Annotated in this window: 25 protein-coding genes; 13 read left to right on the forward strand and 12 right to left on the reverse strand. The window is 42.1% G+C overall.

What is annotated here, in order from left to right; genetic code table 11:
* From ECA01S_RS11715 to rlmH, 3 genes are all read right to left on the reverse strand, one after another.
* Nucleotides 1-169 (reverse strand): DUF1456 family protein (locus ECA01S_RS11715; protein WP_157490295.1); only part of this gene is annotated, 169 nt, incomplete at its 3' end.
* A 160-nt stretch (nucleotides 170-329) separates the two neighbouring features.
* Nucleotides 330-1,328 carry a phosphotransferase gene (locus ECA01S_RS11720; protein ID WP_067395706.1) on the reverse strand — a complete coding sequence of 333 codons (999 nt, stop codon included), beginning with the start codon at nucleotides 1,326-1,328 and terminating at the stop codon, nucleotides 330-332.
* Between the two features lie 50 nt (nucleotides 1,329-1,378).
* On the reverse strand, nucleotides 1,379-1,858 hold the full coding sequence (gene rlmH, locus ECA01S_RS11725) for a 23S rRNA (pseudouridine(1915)-N(3))-methyltransferase RlmH (RefSeq protein ID WP_067395709.1): 480 nt from the start codon (nucleotides 1,856-1,858) through the stop codon (nucleotides 1,379-1,381).
* A 398-nt stretch (nucleotides 1,859-2,256) separates the two neighbouring features.
* On the opposite strand from rlmH, the gene ECA01S_RS11730 reads away from it, so the two are divergent.
* Nucleotides 2,257-3,546: a S1C family serine protease gene (locus ECA01S_RS11730; protein WP_067395710.1), complete on the forward strand. Its 1,290-nt coding sequence runs from the start codon at nucleotides 2,257-2,259 to the stop codon at nucleotides 3,544-3,546.
* A 69-nt stretch (nucleotides 3,547-3,615) separates the two neighbouring features.
* Here the strand turns inward: ECA01S_RS11730 and ytpR are convergent, their stop codons facing one another.
* The 4 genes from ytpR to pepA are packed head-to-tail and all read right to left on the reverse strand — an operon-like array spanning nucleotide 3,616 to nucleotide 6,103.
* Nucleotides 3,616-4,224, reverse strand: a complete 609-nt coding sequence (ytpR, locus tag ECA01S_RS11735) for a YtpR family tRNA-binding protein (protein WP_067395711.1) — start codon at nucleotides 4,222-4,224, stop codon at nucleotides 3,616-3,618.
* A 17-nt stretch (nucleotides 4,225-4,241) separates the two neighbouring features.
* On the reverse strand, nucleotides 4,242-4,691 hold the full coding sequence (locus ECA01S_RS11740) for a universal stress protein (RefSeq protein WP_067395712.1): 450 nt from the start codon (nucleotides 4,689-4,691) through the stop codon (nucleotides 4,242-4,244).
* Between the two features lie 10 nt (nucleotides 4,692-4,701).
* Nucleotides 4,702-5,019, reverse strand: a complete 318-nt coding sequence (locus ECA01S_RS11745; RefSeq protein ID WP_067395713.1) for a thioredoxin family protein — start codon at nucleotides 5,017-5,019, stop codon at nucleotides 4,702-4,704.
* Nucleotides 5,020-5,026: 7 nt separating this feature from the next.
* The gene (pepA, locus tag ECA01S_RS11750) at nucleotides 5,027-6,103 is read right to left on the reverse strand and encodes a glutamyl aminopeptidase (RefSeq protein ID WP_067395721.1); all 1,077 of its coding nucleotides are present in this window, start codon (nucleotides 6,101-6,103) and stop codon (nucleotides 5,027-5,029) included.
* Nucleotides 6,104-6,248: 145 nt separating this feature from the next.
* On the opposite strand from pepA, the gene ECA01S_RS11755 reads away from it, so the two are divergent.
* Both ECA01S_RS11755 and ECA01S_RS11760 read left to right on the forward strand, forming a co-directional pair.
* Entirely contained in the window at nucleotides 6,249-6,590 is a 342-nt protein-coding gene (locus ECA01S_RS11755) for a peptidase (RefSeq protein ID WP_067395724.1), read from the forward strand.
* 130 nt (nucleotides 6,591-6,720) lie between these two features.
* Nucleotides 6,721-7,866 carry a peptidoglycan-binding protein gene (locus ECA01S_RS11760; protein ID WP_067395727.1) on the forward strand — a complete coding sequence of 382 codons (1,146 nt, stop codon included), beginning with the start codon at nucleotides 6,721-6,723 and terminating at the stop codon, nucleotides 7,864-7,866.
* A 39-nt stretch (nucleotides 7,867-7,905) separates the two neighbouring features.
* Here the strand turns inward: ECA01S_RS11760 and ECA01S_RS11765 are convergent, their stop codons facing one another.
* The 5 genes from ECA01S_RS11765 to ECA01S_RS11785 all read right to left on the reverse strand — a co-directional run bounded on the left by ECA01S_RS11765 (nucleotide 7,906) and on the right by ECA01S_RS11785 (nucleotide 13,014).
* Nucleotides 7,906-9,420, reverse strand: coding sequence for an AcpB/EbpR/MafR family transcriptional regulator (locus tag ECA01S_RS11765; RefSeq protein ID WP_067395730.1), 1,515 nt, complete (start codon nucleotides 9,418-9,420; stop codon nucleotides 7,906-7,908).
* Between the two features lie 127 nt (nucleotides 9,421-9,547).
* Complete coding sequence (gene trmB / locus ECA01S_RS11770) at nucleotides 9,548-10,189, reverse strand: tRNA (guanosine(46)-N7)-methyltransferase TrmB (protein ID WP_067395734.1); 642 nt, start codon at nucleotides 10,187-10,189, stop codon at nucleotides 9,548-9,550.
* Between the two features lie 15 nt (nucleotides 10,190-10,204).
* Nucleotides 10,205-10,984: a phosphotransferase family protein gene (locus tag ECA01S_RS11775; protein ID WP_067395737.1), complete on the reverse strand. Its 780-nt coding sequence runs from the start codon at nucleotides 10,982-10,984 to the stop codon at nucleotides 10,205-10,207.
* Between the two features lie 98 nt (nucleotides 10,985-11,082).
* Nucleotides 11,083-12,279: an ABC transporter permease gene (locus ECA01S_RS11780; RefSeq protein ID WP_067395740.1), complete on the reverse strand. Its 1,197-nt coding sequence runs from the start codon at nucleotides 12,277-12,279 to the stop codon at nucleotides 11,083-11,085.
* Nucleotides 12,280-13,014, reverse strand: coding sequence for an ABC transporter ATP-binding protein (locus ECA01S_RS11785; protein ID WP_067395742.1), 735 nt, complete (start codon nucleotides 13,012-13,014; stop codon nucleotides 12,280-12,282).
* A gap of 138 nt (nucleotides 13,015-13,152) precedes the next feature.
* Here ECA01S_RS11785 and ECA01S_RS11790 point away from each other — a divergent pair, with 138 nt between their 5' ends.
* The 10 genes from ECA01S_RS11790 to ECA01S_RS11835 all read left to right on the forward strand — a co-directional run bounded on the left by ECA01S_RS11790 (nucleotide 13,153) and on the right by ECA01S_RS11835 (nucleotide 22,273).
* Nucleotides 13,153-13,581, forward strand: a complete 429-nt coding sequence (locus ECA01S_RS11790) for an HIT family protein (protein WP_067395744.1) — start codon at nucleotides 13,153-13,155, stop codon at nucleotides 13,579-13,581.
* Nucleotides 13,578-13,916: a YtxH domain-containing protein gene (locus tag ECA01S_RS11795; RefSeq protein ID WP_067395746.1), complete on the forward strand. Its 339-nt coding sequence runs from the start codon at nucleotides 13,578-13,580 to the stop codon at nucleotides 13,914-13,916. The genes ECA01S_RS11790 and ECA01S_RS11795 overlap by 4 nt, the downstream gene beginning before the upstream one ends.
* A 238-nt stretch (nucleotides 13,917-14,154) precedes the next feature.
* Entirely contained in the window at nucleotides 14,155-15,162 is a 1,008-nt protein-coding gene (locus ECA01S_RS11800; RefSeq protein WP_067395749.1) for a peptidylprolyl isomerase, read from the forward strand.
* 104 nt (nucleotides 15,163-15,266) lie between these two features.
* Nucleotides 15,267-16,115: a YitT family protein gene (locus ECA01S_RS11805; RefSeq protein WP_067395752.1), complete on the forward strand. Its 849-nt coding sequence runs from the start codon at nucleotides 15,267-15,269 to the stop codon at nucleotides 16,113-16,115.
* Nucleotides 16,116-16,127: 12 nt separating this feature from the next.
* Nucleotides 16,128-16,841, forward strand: coding sequence for a GntR family transcriptional regulator, LSA1692 subfamily (locus tag ECA01S_RS11810; protein WP_067395755.1), 714 nt, complete (start codon nucleotides 16,128-16,130; stop codon nucleotides 16,839-16,841).
* A gap of 16 nt (nucleotides 16,842-16,857) precedes the next feature.
* Nucleotides 16,858-18,159 (forward strand): Sapep family Mn(2+)-dependent dipeptidase, encoded by a 1,302-nt coding sequence (locus tag ECA01S_RS11815; RefSeq protein WP_067395885.1) that lies wholly within the window; start codon nucleotides 16,858-16,860, stop codon nucleotides 18,157-18,159.
* 157 nt (nucleotides 18,160-18,316) lie between these two features.
* Entirely contained in the window at nucleotides 18,317-19,270 is a 954-nt protein-coding gene (locus ECA01S_RS11820; RefSeq protein ID WP_067395758.1) for a glycosylasparaginase, read from the forward strand.
* Nucleotides 19,271-19,320: 50 nt separating this feature from the next.
* Nucleotides 19,321-20,664: a PTS sugar transporter subunit IIC gene (locus tag ECA01S_RS11825; RefSeq protein ID WP_067395761.1), complete on the forward strand. Its 1,344-nt coding sequence runs from the start codon at nucleotides 19,321-19,323 to the stop codon at nucleotides 20,662-20,664.
* Nucleotides 20,665-20,675: 11 nt separating this feature from the next.
* Nucleotides 20,676-21,197, forward strand: a complete 522-nt coding sequence (locus ECA01S_RS11830; protein WP_067395763.1) for a GrdB-related putative oxidoreductase — start codon at nucleotides 20,676-20,678, stop codon at nucleotides 21,195-21,197.
* A 17-nt stretch (nucleotides 21,198-21,214) separates the two neighbouring features.
* Nucleotides 21,215-22,273: a M42 family metallopeptidase gene (locus ECA01S_RS11835; protein WP_067395766.1), complete on the forward strand. Its 1,059-nt coding sequence runs from the start codon at nucleotides 21,215-21,217 to the stop codon at nucleotides 22,271-22,273.
* The last annotated feature ends 5 nt before the right edge of the window (nucleotides 22,274-22,278 follow it).

Below are 22,278 nucleotides of genomic sequence, written 5' to 3' on the forward strand. Positions count from 1 at the left end.
ACACATTGTTTTCGGCATTATCTTTGTGTTTATCCTGCACCTTTGTCAAAACTGACCGAGCCTCTTCTTTAGTTAAGGGCACGCCACCCAGTTCAAAAGCTCTAATTAAATCTGCATCCTTCAGATCGATTGCATAACGCAACCGTAATAATCGATCGTTGTTATTCATTTGTTCCTCCAAATTATTTAGTTTCTAGATTACAAACAGCAGCCAATATTTTGTAGAGTATCGACTTTCTTCTTACTGCTGATGATTCCTAAACTTTATCGCATACAAACCATATTTATCCCAACAGTTGATTGGTAAATTCCTATTTTCTAGCGGCCGTTCACTCTTTATCCTGCTCTAGAATTTTCTTCTTAAAATCTCGCAACTCTTGACGTTTCGCCTGATAGGGATATGTCGTAGACTCTGCTAATAAAAAATCTAAAAAGAATAGATAGAGATATTCTTTGCGATACCTCGGTAAGAAGGACAGGCCAAAACAAGTGAACCACTCAGATAATAGCTCATCAAACTCACCCCTCAGATAGCTTTCATAGTAACTTCGTTCATTATGGACATCCAATTCATTCCATAAAAATTTGAAAATATCAAAAAAGAAAAACAAATTTTCTGATTCATCCCAATCCAAATAAACTACTTTCTGCCCTGCAGTCAATAAAATATTTTCCGTCCACAAATCACCGTGGACTCGGATTCTTGGAAATGGTGTTGTTAAGAGTGGGCTGGCTAACGTGAGTAAATCAGCAAACTCAGCTTGATAGGCATTATTGGAACTTTCTGCCAAACGTGACTCGCCGGACTGCCATTCTAACTGATCCGCTGCTTTCACTAGCTTTCTAAAGTAGTCCAGATAATCCCTTCCTATCAATCTTTGCAAAAGTTCTTTATCAGGATTTGATATCGGCTGGCTAAAAACTCTTTCTTCTATTATTACTCTTTCAGCTGCATTATGATACAGCACCTCTGGCAAAGTAAAATAGCACGAGAAATAATGATAATTAGCTAACTTACGTTGAAAGCTGTCTAATCCTGCGGAAAAAGTCAGCACTTTGTCTGGCGTAAATAACTTAAGATCGCCATTGATTCCGAACCAGACCGCGTAACCTAAGGGCGAAGACTTTTGCTCTGTCTCAATCACTAATTCTGGCAAATCATCATTAGCAGCTGTCAAGTTTCTCTCCATAAAGGCTAAAGTATTCGCTTGATCTGCTTTAAATAGCACACGTCCATCAGCAGAGAAAAAATAGCGGCCATTTTCAAGGTATGAGGTAACTGCCTTTAGTTGCTGACGCCTAGCTAAGAGGTTTTTATTGCTTTCCATCATTATCTCCCCCGAAAAAATCGAATTTAGGGTTAAACCACAAGTTATTCCTATTTATGATACGGTTCCCCCCGATTGATTCGATAACTTCGGTAAATCTGCTCTACCAACACCAGACGCATCAGTTGGTGCGGATAGGTCAGCCGACCAAAAGAAATCTGCTGATCACTGCGACTTAAGACTGTTTCGCTTAAGCCTAAGGAGCCCCCAATGACAAAAACAAAATTACTTTTGCCTTGGGTGGCGAGCTGATCCAACTTTTCAGCAAACTCTTCACTGGAAAGCTGCGCGCCATTAATTGCTAGAGCAAAGACATAATCATCCGGGCGAATCTTAGCGAGAATTCGTTCCCCTTCTTTTTCTTTGACTTGTAGCATTTCAGCGGTGCTTAAGTTCTCTGGTGCCTTTTCATCTGGCACCTCAATCATTTCGATTTTAGTATAGCTTTTTAGGCGCTTTACATATTCTGCAATTCCCTGTAACAGGTATTTTTCTTTCAACTTTCCTACGCCAATAATTTTTATCCCCATATTTTTACTCCTTCTTGTAGGTTCTTCCACAATTCTAGCATTTGTTGATAAGTCTTTCCACACCCTCTCCCCAAAGTTATGCACATATCAACAGAGTTATCCACAGGTTGCATAGGGAAAAAGTCCTTTTTTTAAAGGATTTCTTAAGCGAACACTAGTTTTCCCCTGTTTTGTCCACATTATCCACAATTTGGGGACAAGTTTTTGGGGATTTATTCGCAGGTTTTTTCGCGATTTATTCACAAGTTCTAGCTGGTTCTCCTTAGTTTGCGTGTTTTTTCAAATTTTCGCCAGTTTTTCTGCCGAAGTTTTTCATAAAAAATTCAAAGCTCTTGAGTAGACTGATTTCAGTAAGTGAGCATATACTTAAAATAGAATAACCCAAGGAGGTACATACAATGGCTAGAAAAGATGTAACGCCTAAACAATCATCGGGATTCTTTAGACGTTTTTTACCGGGATTAGTTGGTGGCGTGTTGGGCGGTTTGATCATCGCCGGTGTATTTTATGCGTTTACTGGAGGAAATGGTACCAGCAGTCCGACATCCTCGGCTCCTAACAATAGTGGGCAAACTGAGGTCAGCAACGTAACAGTAGATGTTAATAGTGACATTACTAAGGCTGTTGAAAAGATCCAAGGCGCTGTCGTCTCTGTGATTAACCTGCAAAAACAAAATCAAAACTTATCTGGTTTTGGCGGTCTGTTTGGCAATGATGGTTCACAAAGTGAAGATACGGAAAGTTCCGATAGCGAAGGTGACTTGCAAACGGTTGGTGAAGGTAGTGGGGTTATCTATAAAAAAGATGGCGATACTGCTTATATTGTTACCAATAACCACGTTGTTGAAGGGCAAGATGGCTTGGAAGTTCTCTTGAGCGACGGTAGTAAAGTCAAAGCTGAATTAGTAGGAACCGATGCTTATTCTGACTTAGCCGTTTTAAAAATCAAATCTGATAAAATCAAAACAGTAGCAACTTTCGGCGACTCTAGCAAATTGAAAGTCGGCGAGCCAGCCATCGCCCTAGGCTCACCTTTAGGTTCTGATTTTGCTAATTCTGTTACGTCTGGAATCATCTCTTCTTTAAACCGCCAAGTAACAAGTACGAATGAATCTGGCGAAACGGTCAATACCAATGCAATCCAAACTGACGCAGCCATCAATCCAGGAAATTCAGGCGGTCCATTAGTCAACATTGAAGGACAAGTCATTGGTATCAACTCAAGTAAAATTACCAACACGGCTAGCTCTAGTTCACAAGTCAGCGTTGAGGGCATGGGCTTTGCCATTCCAAGTAATGATGTTGTAAATATCATCAACCAATTAGAAGAAAGTGGTAAAGTGGTTCGGCCGGCACTCGGCATCACCATGTTAGACTTAGCCAATATTTCTTCTCAACAACAAGAACAAATTTTGAAAGTACCAACTTCTGTGACTAGCGGTGTCGTGGTTACTGGTGTTCAACCAGCCACGCCAGCTGAAAAAGCCGGCTTGCAACAATATGATGTCATCACTAAAATTGATGGCAAAGAAATCTCCAACTATGTAGAGCTACAATCTGCACTTTATAAGAAGAAAGTTGGCGATTCTATTGAAGTCACCTATTATCATGAATCTGAAGAAAAAACAACTACGGTGGAATTAACCATTGATCAATCTGCTTTAAAACAACAAAATAGCAACAACTAAACAGGAAAAAAGACGCGAGTCGGGCCACTTTTGATAAGTGGGCACCGAACTCGCGTCTTTTTTATTTTTCTATTTTCCTACTTGAAAAGCTGTTCCGATAACAGCATCTTCTGGTAAGACTAAGATTCCTTTTTCAGTCGGCGCATCCGGCAAATGCAGTTCCCGAGCGGAACAAATCATGCCATCACTTTTAACGCCTCGTAATTCACCAGACCAAATTAATAAGCCGTCTGGCATCATCGCACCTGGTTTTGCTACTACGACTTTTTGGCCGGCAGCCACATTAGGTGCACCACAAACGATTTGCAATACTTCACCAGGAGCCACTTCCGTCATGGTAACTGATAAATGATCTGAATCGGGGTGCTTTTCACAGCTTTGGACATAGCCAACGACGATTTTAGGTTCATGGTCAGCGGCCAGCTGTTCAATAAAACCAGCGGCTTGGATTAATTGATTGACCTGTGCTAGTTCCTCGTCTGTTAACGTCACTTGGCCATTGCCAGTTAGGGCCACTGTTTCACTGATATGAAACAAGTTCCAAGCAACAGTTCCATCTTCTGTAAAGACACGGCTGACATTTCCCTTACTCTCCACAAAGTTCTCTTTGTTGTGATCATCTGCTAGGATGACCATCAAGGTATCACCAACGTGCTTAGGATTATAACTAAAAATCATGTATTCGTTCCTTTCCGTTACTTTTCAGGATTGACCACTAAAACATCACATGGTGCATGGAGTAGAATGTAGTTAGACACACTCCCCACCATCACGCGCTCTAATGAATTTAGGCCGGACTGCCCCACCATAATCAAATCAACGTGATGTTTGGCTGGTAGCTCCCGAGCCATGGCTTCTTTCGCTGAGCCAAAGGTCAAAACCGTTTCTACGTGGGGATAATCCACTGATTCGGCATAGGCCTGACATTCTGCCAGTAATTGCTTACCTGCCTCAGTTTCTTGTCCCATCAAGTTATCTGGTAATGATGGGTAGCCCATCAAATTATATAATTGGTTTTCAATCACATGAGCAGCGATGACTCGGCCTTCATTACGGCGCGCAACCTCTACCGCTTTGCGAAAAGCGGCATTCCCTTGCTCACTGCCATCGATGCCCACTAAGATTGTACGATAGACTTGTTCCATAAGACTCTCCTTATTGTTGGACGATTTTTAAAAAGTCCATGATTTCTTCTTTGGTCTTACGATTTTTATTCACTAGACGACCTAGTTCTTCACCATCTTTAATTACAACGAAACTAGGAATCCCGAAGATATTCCATTCAACGGCAACATCGATAAACTGATCGCGGTCAACTTGGACAAATTGCCAATCTGGATAAGCTGCTTCAATTTCTGGCAACTGGGGTTTGATAAAGTTACAGTCTCCGCACCAGCCAGCAGTGAAAAAGAAGACATTCTGTCCCTGCTCAACATATCCTGCTAATTCTTCTAATGATTTTGGAATGATCATCTAATCCCTACTTTCCGTAAACAATTGTATTCACTGTGCTACGATCTAAGCCCTTTAATGTCTGAATCAACATTTCCCGCGCGGCTTCAAAATCGCGAATGCTAAACATTGTTTGATGGGTGTGGATGTAGCGTCCCACAACTCCAATCACGGTACTTGGTGCTCCATTGTTTTGTGTATGGGCAGCGCCAGCGTCGGTACCACCTTTAGAAACAAAGTATTGATACGGGATATTATGGGTTTCAGCTGTATCTAACAGATATTCACGCAAGCGTGGCAACATAATCAAGCCTGGATCATAAATCCGCATCAAAGTCCCTTCGCCTAAGTGGCCATAAGTTCCTTTTTTAGTAGTCAGATCATCTGCAGCCGAGCAATCTACGGCAAAGAACAAATCAGGTTCAAATTTATTTACGGAAACTTTTGAGCCTCGTAAGCCGACTTCTTCTTGCACGTTAGCGCCAGCAATCAACGTATGGCCTAATTTTTCATCCTTTAGCGCTTCTAAAGCTTCCAGCACAACTGTGCAACCATAGCGGTTATCCCATGATTTACTAATGATGTTTTTGCCGTTGGCTGTTTTGATAGTTTCAGTCAATGGTACAATGCTATCTCCCGGACGGACACCATAGCTTTCTGCCTCTTCTTTTGATTCAAAGCCCGCATCAAACAAAATGTCTGCTACTTCCACTTGTTTTTGACCGCTCGTACCACGCAACAAATGGGGCGGTACTGAAGAGGAAATACATGGATAATTGCCTTTGCGCGTTTTTAAAGTAAAGCGCTGTGCGGAAACCACGTAAGGATTCCAGCCGCCTAGTGGCACCACGCGGAACAAGCCATTATCTTGAATCTGTGCTAGCATAAAACCGACTTCATCCATGTGGGCAGCTACCATGACTTTGGGCGCATCTGAGGATTCATGATGGCGCAAACCAAAAATGCCACCAAGACCATCATATTGAACTTCATCCACCAGTGGCGTGATTTGTTCCTTCATATAGGCGCGGATATCGTCCTCAAATCCGCTAGTTCCTTGTAACTCGGTTAATTCTTTAATGCGTTGAAATGTTTTTTCTTCCATAGTATCATCCCCTAAAGGTAGGGGCTCCTTTCCCTAAATTCCCATATATTATAACGCAAACTTTTTGTTTTTGATATGCTTTTTACTTCGCTTGTTGTCTAGGGAATGTGGTAAAATAAAGAAAAGATTAAAGGAGGACGCCCCCATGACACAAACAGGAGAATTTGGTTATTTCAAAAGCGGCTTAGCGCTAGGGATGGGCGTAGGTGTTCTAGGTGGTGTCGCCAGCACGATGTGGTATCAGCGGCAAAAGACGATGGATGCTGATTTAGTCTTAGAAAAAGTCAAACAAGCGTTTCTAAAAGAAGGTCCTGTAGAAGGCTCTTGGATCGAATTTGATCAAAAACCCTTGCGCAAGTTTGCGATCCATTCTAAGATTTACACGGGCGGTATCACGCGCTATGAAGACGGCAGACTTGTCCAATATGCTTTCTCAGCCGACGCTTACACTGGAACTGTGATAGATGTCACACGCATAACTGAATAAGAACAATAAAGCCCGTTTTATAACGGGTTTTTTTTGTGCAAACAATAACAAATTGTTTTGCTAAACCAAATCTTCCTATGCTATAATGAAAGCGCGTAAAAAAACTATTTTTATTACTCAGGAGGATATGATGAAAAAGACAGGAATTGTGGCACTATTGGTATTAGCGAGCTTAAGTTTAGCAGCTTGCGGAGGAAATGATAACAGCGGAACTGATTCTACAGGGAGCGCAGCTTCTTCAGAAAGTTCACAAGCAACTTCAGATAGCGCAGCACCAGCTAATATTACAATCGCCGAAGGAAAAGCCCCAGAAGGAACCGAAGTACCTGGAGCTGGCACGGTCATCATGCGTCAAATGTACGCAGCACCACATGGTACCAAATCATTCGCAGCTGTAAACGTTACAATGAATGGTGACACAATTGTAACCGCTCGTTTGGATGAATTCCAATATGTTGAGCCAGGCGATTTCAAAGGCGTGCCAAATGCTGATGCCGGCTTTGGTGAATCTTTCCCTGATGGCAACATCCTTGTCGGAAAAGAAGAAAATGACGATGCCTACTCTGCTATGATGAAAGATCACGGTGGCGCAACACAAACTTGGAAAGACAGCATGGAAGCTATCACTAATTTTGTTAAAGGCAAAACAGTTGCTGACGTAGAAGCAGCCATCAAAGAGTTAGAAGGTCAAGGCGACGATGCGAAACCAGCGGATGTTGTAACTGGTTCTACTTTCTCTGATACTCGTGGATACTTGCAAGCCATTGTTGACACTGCCAAAAGTGGTATGATTTCTGTCGGTGAAAAATCTGATACAACTGACTTGAAAGAAGCGCAGACTTTAAGCGCACCACACGGAGACAAATCTTTCGCCGTTACAACAGTTGCTATGGATGGCGACAAAGTAGCAGCCGTCTTCGTAGACGAATTCCAATTTGTTGAAGCAGCTGACTTTGGTGGCGTACCAAACTCTGATTCTGACTTTGGTCAAGGCGTAAAAAACGGTCAAGTGTTAGCCTCTAAAGAAGCCAACAACGAAGCTTATTCTGCCATGATGAAAGATCATGCAGGCGCAACTCAAACTTACTCAGATAACATGAAAGCTGTTGAAGATTTCGTGATTGGTAAAACAATTGCTGATATCGAAAAAGCAATCAGTGAACTAGAAGCCCAAGGCGACGATGCGAAACCAGCTGACGTGGTAACGGGTGCTACTTTTGCTGATACAAAAGGCTACTTACAAGCTATTGTAGATACAGCGAAAAACGTAAACTAATGAGCTAAATCAAAAAACGCTAGTCACCCTGAGTTCATCTCAGGTGCTGACTAGCGTTTTTTTCGGTAATAAGCGTTTCATATGTTGCTTGTATAAGAAATTGTGTAGCCACTGATGTGCTGTCATTACTTCTGTTACCCGATTATCTTCATTGAATACAAAGACTTCTTGGTACTGATCCCGTTGTCGTTCCGCAAATTGGCTATCACTAGTCAAAAGTATATCACAAGCGGCCTGTTCTTCTCCTAAATTAACAAAGTATAACGCTGGGTGGAAACTGAGTCTTTGTCGGAAATAATCAAAGCTAAAACAAGCAGAAGAATAACTCAACTCACTATAAAAGCCTACCGTGACCCGCTGATAAACAGCCTCATTCATTCGAACGACTAATAGATCATACCGTTCTCTCAAGTAATGGTAATTAAAGGCACGCAGTTCAAAATCTTCTATATATTGGTTCATTTTAGCAATGCAGTCATCTCGAAAATCACGGTAAGCTTCCCGATAAGACGTAATTTCTTGATTCGGTCGATTCATCTCTGGTAATGCGGTGTACTGATTCAAGGGAAAAATAATGCCGGAAATATGTAAATCAAAGAGCATCATTTGAATATCTTGATAAACTGGGCTCTCCGTCATTTCCCTTGTAAATACCTCAAACAATTTCTCGCCATAACAGCTGATTTGAAACAATAATGTCTGCGACTGAGCCTGGTGACGATAAAAATCTTGGTACAGACTGCTTTCTACTGGAATCAAAGGCAACGCGAAAAGAAAGATAGTAAAAATTTCCCGCTCCAATTCTGTTCTCAAATAGTCTGGCACAACCGCATCGGGGATGCCGGAAAAAGGCGGGTAAGGATAAAAATCTGGTATCAACTTTAAGATCTTAGGTCCTAATGGATTTGCATCCTTTACGCGGTAAGCAGATATGTAGCACAACAATCTGATTTTTTGCTCATGATAATGACGTATTGGCAATGAATTTCGATCATTGATTTGACCAATCAATTCTTGTACAAAGACCTCGATTTCACGATTATAAGGAAAGATACCTTCAAATAGTCCATAAACATATTCAAAATAAGCTAAATAAAAGGCGCGCACTTGATGCTCCGAGCCTTGCAGGCGACACTTTTTGATTTCTAGGAAAAGGGGTTCAATCAGTAAATTGATTCGTTTGATATAGCGGCGCACACTAGACTCGCTAATAAACAATTTTTCATGAAGTTGTCGCAACGTTACACCAGGATTTTGCAGTAATTCCAATAGTATCCGATGACTGATGGACTGTTGAATCAGGCGACGTTTTAACTTGCCAAAAGATTGGTTAGGTAAGAAGGTGATGATAATGGTATTGCTGCTTAACTCACACAGCAGTACCTCTTGAAAATGGCTCTGGAGTAAATAGAGTAAGCGCCGAAATGTCGCTGGTGCAATTTGTAGCACTTCCCGCAATGATTTTTTATCCGCTTGACCGCCATGAGTTAAGACATATTCAATCAAATGCAGGAGTTGCTGTTCTTCGTTTACCAGCAATTTTTCAACTATCATGCGACGCTCCTTTCTGTTTATATCGTTATTTTTATGTTATTTTCTCATTGACCAACAAATAAATCTAGTATAATCATTGTTATAAAATAAAAAACTGAACAAGGTTCTAGACCTTGTTCAGGATCAATTATGCTTGAAAACGTGCCTCAACACGATAAATAGGATGACCTTTCGCCGAAAACTTTTCTTCATATTCTGTCAGGATATTTCCTTCAAAATCACTTTCATGAAGATCCAGCCATACCTGCTCTAGCACCATGCCATATTTTGAAAAGCTGCTGAGCGAATATTCAAATAATCCGCGATTATCAGTTTTAAAATGAATTTCGCCTTGTGGACGTAGGATTTGCCGATAAGTATCTAAAAAGCGTTTAGAGGTAAGACGTCGTTTCTCATGTCTTTTTTTAGGCCACGGATCAGAAAAATTGAGATAAATTTGTGCGATTTCATGATCCGCAAAAAAGTTCGTCAAATCGCCACCATCCACACGCATGATCTGCAAATTTGGCACATCTGCTTCAATTACTCGATCAAGTGCCAAGGATATTACACTTATTTGGATCTCAATACCAATATAGTTAATATCAGGATGTGCTTTCGCCATTTCTGTTACGAAGCGGCCTTTACCACTCCCGATTTCCACGTGGATCGGTTGATCATTTCCAAAGCGTTCCTGCCAACGACCCCGCCAATTTTCTGGATCTTGTACCACATACTGAGGATAGCTAGCCAATTTTTCTGCTGCTCCCGGTCTATTTCTTACCCGCATATCTGCCTCCACTATCTAATAGGTAAATGTTCGTTTCAATAATAAAATTTCTTTGTTCATATTCTTTGAATCGCCGCGACGATACTGGCGCACGATTTCCTGCAAAAAATTGATTGTTGCATACCAGAAGATGCGATCGATGTTTTCTTGGGTTGGTCGCATACCATAAGCCGTTAACCATTGCGGCCATTGATCAAATTCTACATAATGTCCTAGCAAAATTCCCAAATCCACTGCCGGATCAGCCAACATGACTGAATCCCAGTCAACTAAGTACAGGCCCTGTTCACTTTGAAGCCAATTGCGGTGGGTCACATCGCCATGAACCACGGAAAATTCGCCACTATGATAAGGAGGAATATGATCTTCCAAAAAACGGAATACCTTCGCTAAATAGTGATTTTGCTTGACTTCATTCGGTAAATTGACCATATACTGCGTTAATAAATCAATCGGTAGAACTTCTTGACCCCCGATTTTTTCCAGCATATTTTTCAGCGACAAGGAATGGTGCATTTGGTAGAGCAGGTGAATAACATCACTCCGCTGCCCGATTTCTTGTGGCGACAGTAAGCGGCCATCTAACCACTCTTGTGCCGTTAACACATCGCCATTTCCTGTCCGTTTCGTCCAGACTAACTTTGGCGTGATACCTTCTCGGGAAAGAGCCGCCAACAATGGAGATGTATTTCGTTTGATAAAGACCCGCTCGTTTCCGCGGATGCCCATATAGGTTTTGCCTGTATCCCCTTGGATGGGGCGCAGCCGCCACTCTTTATCTAATTGGAACTCCATGGTTCGTGTTCTCCTCCCAAAAATATGCAGTATCTATTATTTTACTTTCCAAAGCGCACTGCGTCAAGCTTCTTTCGTACTCTGAACGGTTACTGTACTCAACCTTGCATCTTCTTTAAGCGATTTGGTACATACAAGAAACTAAACAGCAGCGAAAATGCCAAGCTAGCGGCAAAAATCATGGCACCGGCGGCAAATGATAATTGTACGACGGCAATGAGGCCAAAGAATAGACTTGCACTTGCCAACAAGACTGTCAGCAACTGTTGCATCGTTTTTTGTTTTTGCGTATCTCTAATTGGATATAACCGCGTCAGCACCATATAGTCAAACTGCTGATACAGTGGCAACAGTTGGAACCCAATCAAATACAAAAATAGTAAGCTGAAACCTAGCGCCCAATAAAAATCAGCTAAAAACCACAAAATGACGGCTCCTACTAGCAATAAACGTAGGTAGAGGCCGCTATATTCTGAGCCTCGCACAAAGCTACGTGCATAGAGATACAAATACGTATTTTGCTGTAACGGCTTGATTCCCCGAAATAGAGGATCTAAAAATCGGCGACGGCTGACACTGGGAATAATCTCTGGCACATCCGTAAATAGATTGATAAAGCGATAGATACGATGCTGCCTTTTTTGTTCCGCCTCTACCAATAATTCCCAGCGTAAACGACCACTCAGTTGGTGCCAGTGCCAGCCTGAGGCTAAGAGACCGGCAAGTGCTAAGAGACAAGCTGCCAATGGAGATAGATAGAACGCCAGCAAGAGAATCACCACGGTGCTCCCCCACCAAACCAAAGTATGAGCTTTTGCTTCCTCAAATGCTCGACACGCCTGCAATACTAATTGTGCCTCTTTCAAAAACAGCAAAGTCCCCCCCAGCCACCAACCATCGGCCAAACCATAACCTGTTGCTAGAAGGGCTAATGGTAGGGTAATAACGGCTACAAACAGACTGAAAAATAGCGGCAATCCACTAGAATACACTAGTGCGCGGTTCAAATAGCTCTTCATCTGTGCTTCTTTAGGCAGCAAAAACACTAAATCGGCTGGAACTAAGAGTGTAGCCAGCTTCCCCGGTAATAGTGCCAACAACCAAACGGCTAACAATAAAAGACGACCGCCCGGAAAGACAGCTGGCAACTCCCGTAACAGTTGTGAATAGTAAAACGCTAAGCCACCGAATAAGAACATCAAGACTAAAACAAAATGATCATTAAAGACATACCGTAAATATTTCAGCATTTTAGTCAGATGTCGGCGTAAACGCAGTTGAAAGAATGCTCCCATTTAATCCACCTGCGTTTCTGTTAGTTTCAAATAGATTTCATCCAAGGTCGCTCCTGGCATTTGGAAACTTTGCTGTAATTCAGCCAAAGTCCCTTGCGCCCGTATCTCGCCTTCATGAAGCACGATGAACCGATCGCAGTACCGTTCGGCCGTTGCCAGTATATGGGTAGACATTAAAATACCTGCACCTTGATGCTTCATTTCATCCATCAATTCCAATAAGGCGTGGATGGCTAATGGATCTAACCCCAAAAAAGGCTCATCAATAATATATAGACTAGGCTCAATCAAAAAAGCACATAATACCATGACTTTTTGCTTCATACCTTTGGAAAAGTGAGCTGGAAACCAGTCCAAGCGCTTTTCCAGTCGAAATGTCTTCAGTAATTTCTCCGCTCGCTGGAAGGCTTGCGCTTGTGGCAGATCATACGCCATCGCGGTAACCTCGATATGTTCTCGTAAGGTCAGCTCTTCGTAGAGAGAAGGTGATTCTGGAATATAGCCAATCTCATGGCGATACTCTTCTGGTTGGTTTTTCAAGGTCTTGCCATTTAAGCTGATGGAGCCCTGCATCGGGGTCAGCAAGCCAATAATATTTTTGATCGTCGTGCTCTTGCCGGCACCATTCAAGCCAATCAAGCCTACCATCTCACCATCTTTTACTTCAAAGCTGATATCTTTTAATACAGGTAATGGGCCGTAGCCACCTGTTAGATTTTTTACTTGTAGCGTCATTCTGTCTTCCTCCTATGTTTCCCCATTATACCATGAAGTTTTTACCGGTTTCAGGGACATTTCTATCATTTTACTTTCCGTGTTTTTCGCAAGTATGGTAAAGTGTCAGTAGAAGTATTTCTGGAAGGAGTATGTTTTATGACGGATTGTATTTTTTGTAAGATCGTAGCTAAAGAGATCCCCAGCTATCCTGTATATGAGGATGAACTAGTCTATGCTTTCTTAGACATCACGCAAGTGACCAAGGGACATACCCTAGTGGTCCCTAAACAACACGTACAAGATATTTTTGATTATGATGAAGACTTAGCCGCGGCCGTCTTCGCCCGAATTCCCAAAATCGCTCGTGCTTTAGAAAAAGCTTTTCCCGAAATGGAAGGCTTAAATATTTTGAACAATAATAAAGAAACTGCCTATCAATCAGTCTTTCATTCCCATATCCATTTGATCCCTCGCTATAGTAAAGAAGATGATTTTTCCATCCACTTTGGCAATCATCAGGAGGATTATACATCAAACGAGATGGCTGCTATTGCGCAAGCTATCCAGGAACAGGTGAGCCAATGATTAAAAACTTTATGAACGGCCTATTTTGGGGCAGTCTAGCTGGAGCGGCGGCAGGTTTGTTATTTGCTCCCCGCAGTGGCAATGAAACACGAGAAAAACTAACACGGGAATTGAATGAAGCGGCTGAATTGACCCAAAATCTCAATACTAGCCTTCAAAATTTCAAAGGTGCTTTGACCGAGGTCAAGGAGACCACCTCTAGCCTTTTAGATCCTTTTATATCAGGGACTAAGCAAGATGTAGATGACTTTACCTTCCAAGCTGAACCGCGTATCAAACAAATTCAAGAACAACTAACAAAGATTCAAACAGAGCTGGAAGAGCTAAATCAATAAGTCAAAAGAGTCTGGGACATAAAACTCAAAAAGTTATGTTCCAGACTCTTCCTATCTGAATAAACACTTCTGCCTCAACCTCTTTTTGTCGTATTTAGTTTTTAATTATTGGTTTTTTACGGATTAAGTTTGAATTTTGTTTGAAACTATTAGGCTTAGACTATCAGATCCAGAAAACTGTGGTATATTAGTTAGTGTGGTTTTTATAGACAATTTTAACTTATAGGAGTGCAATTTTATGAAGAAAAAAATCTTATTAGCAATGGTCGGCACAGTCAGCGTTTTGACTTTAGCAGCATGTTCTAGTGGTTCCAATGCAGATATCGCTACTTTGAAGGGCGGTAAAATCACAGTTGAGGATTTCTACGATCAAGCAAAATTAAACAGTACCAACCAAGGAATCGTCCGCGATATGATCATCTACAAAGTGATGGATAATAAATACGGCGATAAAGTAACCAAAGATATGGTTAATGAAGAATTTGATAAAACGAAAGAACAGCTAGGTGATAACTTAGACAGCCAACTACAAGCTGCTGGTTATACTGAAGCAACTTACAAAGATTACCTACGTAATAACTTAGTCTTAAAAGAAGGCTTGAAAGCACACATCAAATTGACGGATGATGACTTAAAAGCCGCTTGGGATTCTTTCCATCCAGAAGTTGAAGCACAAATCATTGCCATGACTTCTGAAGAAGATGCGAAGAAAGTTCAAGAAGATGCGAAAAAAGATGATGCTGATTTCGCTAAACTAGCTAAAGAAAATTCTGTTGATACTACAACTAAAGATGATGGTGGCAAAATCAAATTTGACTCTCAATCAACTACAGTTCCAGCAGAAGTGAAGGAAGCAGCCTTCAAATTGAAAGACGGCGAAGTATCCGATGTGATTTCTTCTACCTCTTCTACCACTTACACTACCACGTATTACATCGTGAAGATGGATAAAAACAAAGCCAAAGGCAACAGCATGGATCCTTATAAAGATGAAATCGAAGAAATCGCAACCAATACGAAATTAAACGATCAAACCTTTGTCATGAACACCATCTCTGAAGAACTAAAAGAAGCCAATGTCAAAATTAAAGATTCTGCTTTTGACAATGTTCTTTCTGGATTTGTTTCAACTGACGATTCTGCAAGCTCAACGGACAGCTCTGAAAAAGCTAGCGATCAATCTTCTGAAAGTACCGCTACTAGCGAGTCTGCTGCTGCGACAGATTCAACCGACTCATCTAAATAAAACGTTTAAAGACCTGCAAAAGCAGGTCTTTTTTATTTTCAGTATATACAAAATAGTATATACTATGTATAATGGAGGCGATTACAAGGAGAGGAGCCTCACTTATGTCGATTCCTTGGCGCTACCAAAAAGTTGGTATAGCCCTGCTTTATGCCCTATTATCGTCTGTCGCTTTTAACTTTTTCTGGCTGCCAGGTTCCATTTATGCCAATGGTTTAACAGGCTTCGTGCAATTGATTGTGACTAGTATGCAACTATATGGAGGGCCCAGCTTCTCAATCCCGCTGTTGGTACTTTGTCTCAACTTGCCCCTCTTAGCTGTCGCTTGGCATAAAATCGACCATGAATTTACTTGTTACACGATCTTAGCTGTTTTTGCAACTTCCCTGTTTATGCGCCTATTACCGGTAGTCGCCTTAACCACTGACCCTTTTATCTGCACGATTTTCGGGGGACTGCTTCACGGAATTTCCGTGGGTATTACACTGAAAAGTGATTTTTCAACAGGCGGACTAGATATTATCGGAATCTTGATTCGTAAACAAACAGGCCGTAGCTTAGGCTCCATCTTCATTTTATTTAATGTCGTGGTAGAATTTATCGCTGGCTTTCTCTTTGGCTGGCAGTTTGCTTTCTACAGTGCTTTAACTGTCTTTATTAGCGGGCGCGTCATAGATTATGTCAATACCAAGCAGCAAAATGTCCAAGTGATGATTGTCACGGATGAAGCTAACCAAGTCGTCACTGCTTTACAGCAACACTTACGGCGCGGTATCACGATGGTAAATGACGTCGAGGGTGCCTTTGATCATCAACAAAAAAAATTACTGATTGTGGTAGTTGCGAAGACCGAATTGAAACTAGTACAAGAGATCGCGATGACCGCTGATGCTCAAGCCTTTATCAGCAGCTCATCAGGGATCCATATCAATCGAAAATTATTTGAATGGTAAGGAGGAACGCCAATGAAAAAAATACCAATTTTTAGAGAGGTTGCCCAGAAAATTCGCGAGCGTGTTTTAGACGGGACTTATGTCAGCTCCCAACGCCTACCTTCAGAGTATGAACTGGCGAAAGAATTTGACGTTAGCCGCTTAACCGTACGTAAAGCCATCGACGAATTGATTGCCCAAAATATTCTGGTCAAACAAAAAGGACGAGGCACTTATGCCATGCAGTCGCAAAAGATTCAAAGTGGCCGCTCTGGTTTACAAGGTTTTTCCGAGGCTGCCAAAGCTTATGGGAAAGAATCACGCACGGTTTTGATCCAATTTGAAGAAACACCTTTTGAAGAGAAGTTATGGGAAACCCTACAAGCAGACTCAAGAGAAACCATCTACCATATCGTGCGACTACGAGGCTTTGATGAAGAACCGATGACGGTCGAAAATCTACATGTTCGGGCAAAATATCTGCCGTTTGAATCTGAAAAACAATTGACCGATTCCATTTTCCAACTAATTGAGAAGAAAATCGAAATTGCTTATTCCCATCAAGAGGTTGAGGCTGTCTTGGTCGATGCGGAAATGTCGCGTCTTTTACAGGTGCCCGTAGGAAATCCCCTATTATTAGTTCACTCCATCACTTATTCAGTGACTGGTGTACCAATCCTGTATGATACGTCTTACTATCGTGCAGATAAATATACCTTTAAAAATACATTGCACCGACGAATCTAGGAGGAAAACAATGGAAATGGAAAATGATCTTTTAGTAGCTGTGGCAGCCGCTCAAACAGCCTTTTTGACTGATCTCAAAAAAGTGATGCAAATTCCTAGTGTCAAGGGCGCCGCTGCAGACCACGCCCCTTTTGGAATTGAACCTAAAAAAGCCTTAGAGACTGTTTTAGAGCTAGCTGACAGCTATGGTTTTAAGACTGGCATCGTAAGTGATGCAGTGGGCTATGCTCAATTAGGACCAGACAATAACGATTATATCGCGGCTGTGGGCCATTTAGATGTGGTCCCAGCTGGTTCCGGATGGGACTATCCCCCATTTGATTTGACTGAAGACCAAGGTGTCCTTTACGGACGTGGTGTATTAGACAATAAGGGCCCAATTTTTAGTTGTCTTTATGCCCTTAAAGTACTGAAAGAGACCGGGGTCCCTCTCCAAAAGACGATTCGTATCTTGTTTGGTACGGATGAGGAAAGTGGTTCTGCCGATTTGCCGCTTTATTTAGCCACCGAGGCCCCACCTAGTTTTGCTTTTACACCTGATGGAAAATACCCAGTGGTTTATGGCGAACGAGGTATTGTGAACCTCGAACTGGTGACGGAGCTGCCGCCAGAATTAATGGCAGCTATCACAATTCATGGGGACCAAGCCCGTGACCATGTTCCCGATGAATTGACCTTGACCTACCAGGAAACGTCTTATAGTGTGACTGGTAAACGAGCACCGACTAATGCACCTGAACTTGGTGAAAATGCCATCACCCTATTAGCACAACAGTTGCGCAACAGTGATCTCCCTACTGCGTTGCGTGATTACTTTTCTTGGTTGGCTGACAGTTTCCACCAACAGCATTTTGGTGAAGGTATTAACTTGGCGTTGGCTGATCAAGACTCTGGAAAACTGATTTTAACGCCCTATGAGCTTCTAGTGACGCCTACTGGCTTTCATTTAGGTGTCGCTATTCGCTACCCAGTAAGCAATACTGAAGCGGAAGTGGTGGCTGGTTTTCAACAGATATTGCCGCCTAATAGCCATTTAGAGATTGTACGGCGTATTCCAGGGACCATGTTCCCTAAAGAAAACCCAAATGTTCAAAAATTATCGACCGTTTACGAAAAAATGACCGGTTTAGATGGTAGCCCGGTCACTACTACTGGTGCTACTTACGCCCGTTCTATGCCTAATACAGTGGCGTTTGGTCCTTCGTTTCCCGGCCAAAAAGGTATCGCTCATAACAAAAACGAATATATGACGGTTGCAGACCTTATGAAAAATTTTGAGATTTACACATTGGCACTCTATGCATTAGCAAATGATTGATTGACTACACGATATCGCTGCGGGATATCGTGTTTTTTTGGTCTTTATTCTGTAGGAAAAAGTTCTTGATTTGCGTATTTAGTATATACAAACTAGTATATATCAATTATAATGACGTTGTAATTGTAAACGTTTTAACGAAAGTGAGATGAAGTATATGTCATGGGGAATGATCGCAACTTGGCGCATGGCGCACGACGGTGTTGTAGCAGCCAGTCAAAAATTAGCTGCCAATGGGTCTGCCGGCGATGCAGTAGAACAAGCGATCCAAGCAGTAGAGGATTATCCTTTTTACAAATCAGTTGGGTATGGCGGCTTACCTAACGCCGAAGGAATCTTAGAAATGGACGCTGCTTATATGGACGGGGACACCTTTAAAATTGGAGCTGTGGCTGGTATCACGGATACCAAAAATCCAATCAGCGTGGCTCGTAAATTAAGTAATGATAAGTTTAACAGCTTCCGTGTCGGCTCTGGCGCCACTAAGTATGCGATGTTGGAAGGTTTTGAACGTTGTAATATGCTAACGGCTCGTGCCAAAAAAATCTGGGAAAACCGCGTCGCAGAAGTTGCCAAGCACAACTTAAATCCATATGATGGCCACGACACAGTCGGCGTTGTTGGACTCGATCAAAGCGGCAGCATGGTAACAGGAACCTCTAGTTCTGGCCTCTTTATGAAACGACCAGGACGTGTAGGTGATTCACCGTTATCTGGCTCTGGCTTTTATGTTGATAGCGAGATTGGAGGCGCCGCCGCGACAGGTTTAGGCGAAGACTTGATGAAAGGCTGTCTTTCTTATGAAATCGTCCGTTTGATGGGAGAAGGTCTCTCACCACAAGCAGCTTGCGACCAAGCTGTCTATCGCTTTCACGATAAGCTGACCGCCCGCTACGGTAAAGCAGGCGCTTTTTCACTAATTGCCATGGACAAAGATGGCAATTGGGGCGTTGCTACCAATGTGGAATTTACTTTCAGCGTAGTAAATGACCGTGAACCTGCGGCTATCTATCTAGCTCATCCTGGCGAGAACCAGACAACTAAAATCGAGCCCATCACCCAAGAATGGCTCGATGCTTATGAAAAACGCATCAAAGCACCAATTGACTAGGTTTTAACTCCTGTGAGTTGAAAAGATAAAACGAAAGAAGGGAATCATACATGTTTAGCAAACTCGAAAACGTCCTTATGCCCGTCGCGGTAAAACTAGGACAAAACAAAGCCCTGATCGCCATTCGGGACGGTTTTTTGATCACAACACCTTTGATCATTGTTGGCTCGATTTTTCTTTTGATCGCCAACTTCCCCGTACCAGGCTGGTCTGAATTTTGGGCAAATATCTTTGGCACTGGCTGGGAATCTTGGATTACGCGTGTTTCAGGCTCTGTCTTTAACACCGTTGGCTTCTTCTCCTGTTTAGGAACTGCCTATGCATATGCTCGTGAGTTAAAAGCTGATGCAATTCAGTCCGCCGCAGTTGCAGCCATCTCCTTTTTAATTTTGACACCTAATAAATTAGTCGTAGATGGTGTCGCTGATCCAATTAGTGGGTTATCGTTTGACCATTTAGGAACAAACGGCATCTTTGTCGGCTTAGTCGTTGCATTCTTATCCGTTATTATTTATTCTTACGCAACGAAAAAAGGCTGGACGATCAAAATGCCAGACGGAGTACCACCAGCAGTTACGAAATCTTTTGCTGCTTTGATCCCAAGTGCCCTAGTCATGGTTACATTCTTCTTGATCAACCTCTTGTTTGGCATGACTTCATTTGAAACGGCGCATAACTTTGTTTTTGAGGTATTGCAAACACCATTGAAGGGTGCTGGTAATACATTAGCAGCCCAAATCGTTTACAGTTTAGCTTGTACGGTCTTTTGGTTCTTCGGGATCAATGGTCCCGCTGTGGCGAACTCTGTATTTGCTCCTATCACTAAGATTTTGACTATGGAAAACTTGGATGCTTTCCAAGCTGGTAATCCATTGCCTAATATCTTTACTGATCCATTTTCAAATTTCTTTACCAACTTTGGTGGTGGCGGTTCAACCTTATCATTAGTCATTGTGATGATGTTGTTCTGTAAATCAAAACGAATCAAAGAACTAGGTAAATTATCCATCGTTCCAGGGATCTTTGGGATCAATGAACCCATCATCTTTGGTTTACCAGTTGTTTTGAACCCAATTATTATCATTCCGTTTATCCTTACGCCAACTATCAATTTACTATTATCAACTTTTGTTACTAAAATCGGTTTGATTCCGTATACAACTGGGGTTTCGCTGCCATGGACCACACCGATTGGCTTCTCTGGTTACTTAAGTACTGGTAGTTTCATTGCGTCACTTTGGCAATTCGTCTTACTGGCCTTAGGCTGTCTAATTTACTACCCGTTCATCAAGACCTTGGATAAACAGTATTTGAAAGATGAAGCCGACGCAGAAGCACAAAAATTAGCTGATGAAGAGATCTCATTTGATGATATCTCCATCGAAGACATTTAGAGGGTGAGCATATGAAAATCATTTTTATCCTAGATCAGATTCAAGCAGGACTTGGTGGTAAAGAAAAGGGCGATCAGCCACTAGGCGGCAAACATATTGCTGTAGGCTCCGCTAAAATGTTCGATAACTATTTAAGCAAAGTTGACGGGCAAGTTAGTGCCACTCTTTATTGTGGGGATGATTATTTCGCCCAAGATCCAGAAACTAATGCGTTAAAATTAACCGCTATGGTGAAAAAACTGAATCCTGATGTGGTAATCTGCGGTCCTTGCTTCAATTACGAAACGTATGGCCTTATGGCTGGCAAGGTAGCGGCAACTATCCAAGAACGCCTGCAAAAGCCTGTAATCGCAGCTATGTCCGTTGAATGTGCCGAAGCGATTGCCACTTACAAAGACCAAGTCAATATCGTAAAAATGCCTAAAAAAGGCGGTACTGGTCTAACTGAATCTTTAGAGAATATGTTGGCTTTGTGCCAGCTAAAAGCCAGCGGTGCTGATACCACTGCTTTCGTTGCCGAACACTGCTATTAAGAAATGGGGCATTTTTAATGGAAACGATTGAACGTTTGAAAACCCTGGTGGCAACACCAGGGATCTCTGGTAATGAAAAATATATCTCACAATTCTTGAAGGAGGCCTATGCGCCTTACTGCGATGAGATTCTTTATGATAATCTAGGTTCCATCTATGCACTGAAAAAAGGGACAACGCCTAAAGCACCACGGGTAATGATCAACGCACATATGGATGAATTAGGCTTTATCGTTCGCAAGATCCAAGAAAATGGTACCCTTTTGGCATTATCCTTAGGAAAAACCAATGGGAAAGCGTTGTTAGGTCAAAAAGTCAAATTGACTACGCGTAATGCTGAAACCTTTTTTGGTGTCATTCTTGCCCAGGATAAATCTGATACTGTTTTGAATAAGGAAAATGCTGTACTCCTAGACTTAGGATTTTCATCTGCGGAAGAAGCCGCAGCAGTAGTCCAGCTTGGAGACATGGTTACCTTTGCCTCAGAATTTTTCACTTCAGGAAATCAAGAATATTGGTATGCACCTAATTGGAATGGCCGCTTATCAGTCAGCCAAACCATTGACCTTTTGGTTGCCCTAGCTAACGAAACACTGCCTTTTGATTTATATATCGGCTGTACGGTTCAAGAACAGGTAGGGACGCGTGGTGCACAAACAGCGGCCAATCTAGTAGCTCCTGATTTAGCAATCATGTTGGATACCCAACAAGCTTGGGATTACCAAAAAGATCCTGTCGACAAACAAGGAGTGGTGGGACAAGGTCCTCTGCTGACTTATTATGATCCTTCTGTTTTACCGAATCGCCTACTACTAGCTACTGCTAAACAAGTTTGTGATCAACAAGAGCTCATGGTTCAACCTTACTACTCACTGGAAGGCTCGGATGCTGGCTGGATCAATAAATTACGGACTGGTTGCCCAACGCTCCTGTTAGGACAGGCTGTTCGGAACTTGGATGCTGGTATCCAAAGTGCTAGTAGAACTGATTATTTGGCTTTACAAACAGCCTTACAAGCCTTTGTTCGTCAGTTGACTAATGAACAGATCACAGCCTTTAAAGAAGAGAACCGTTAGGAGGC

This window comes from Enterococcus canis NBRC 100695 (genome assembly GCF_001544375.1).
Classification (GTDB): domain Bacteria; phylum Bacillota; class Bacilli; order Lactobacillales; family Enterococcaceae; genus Enterococcus_H; species Enterococcus_H canis.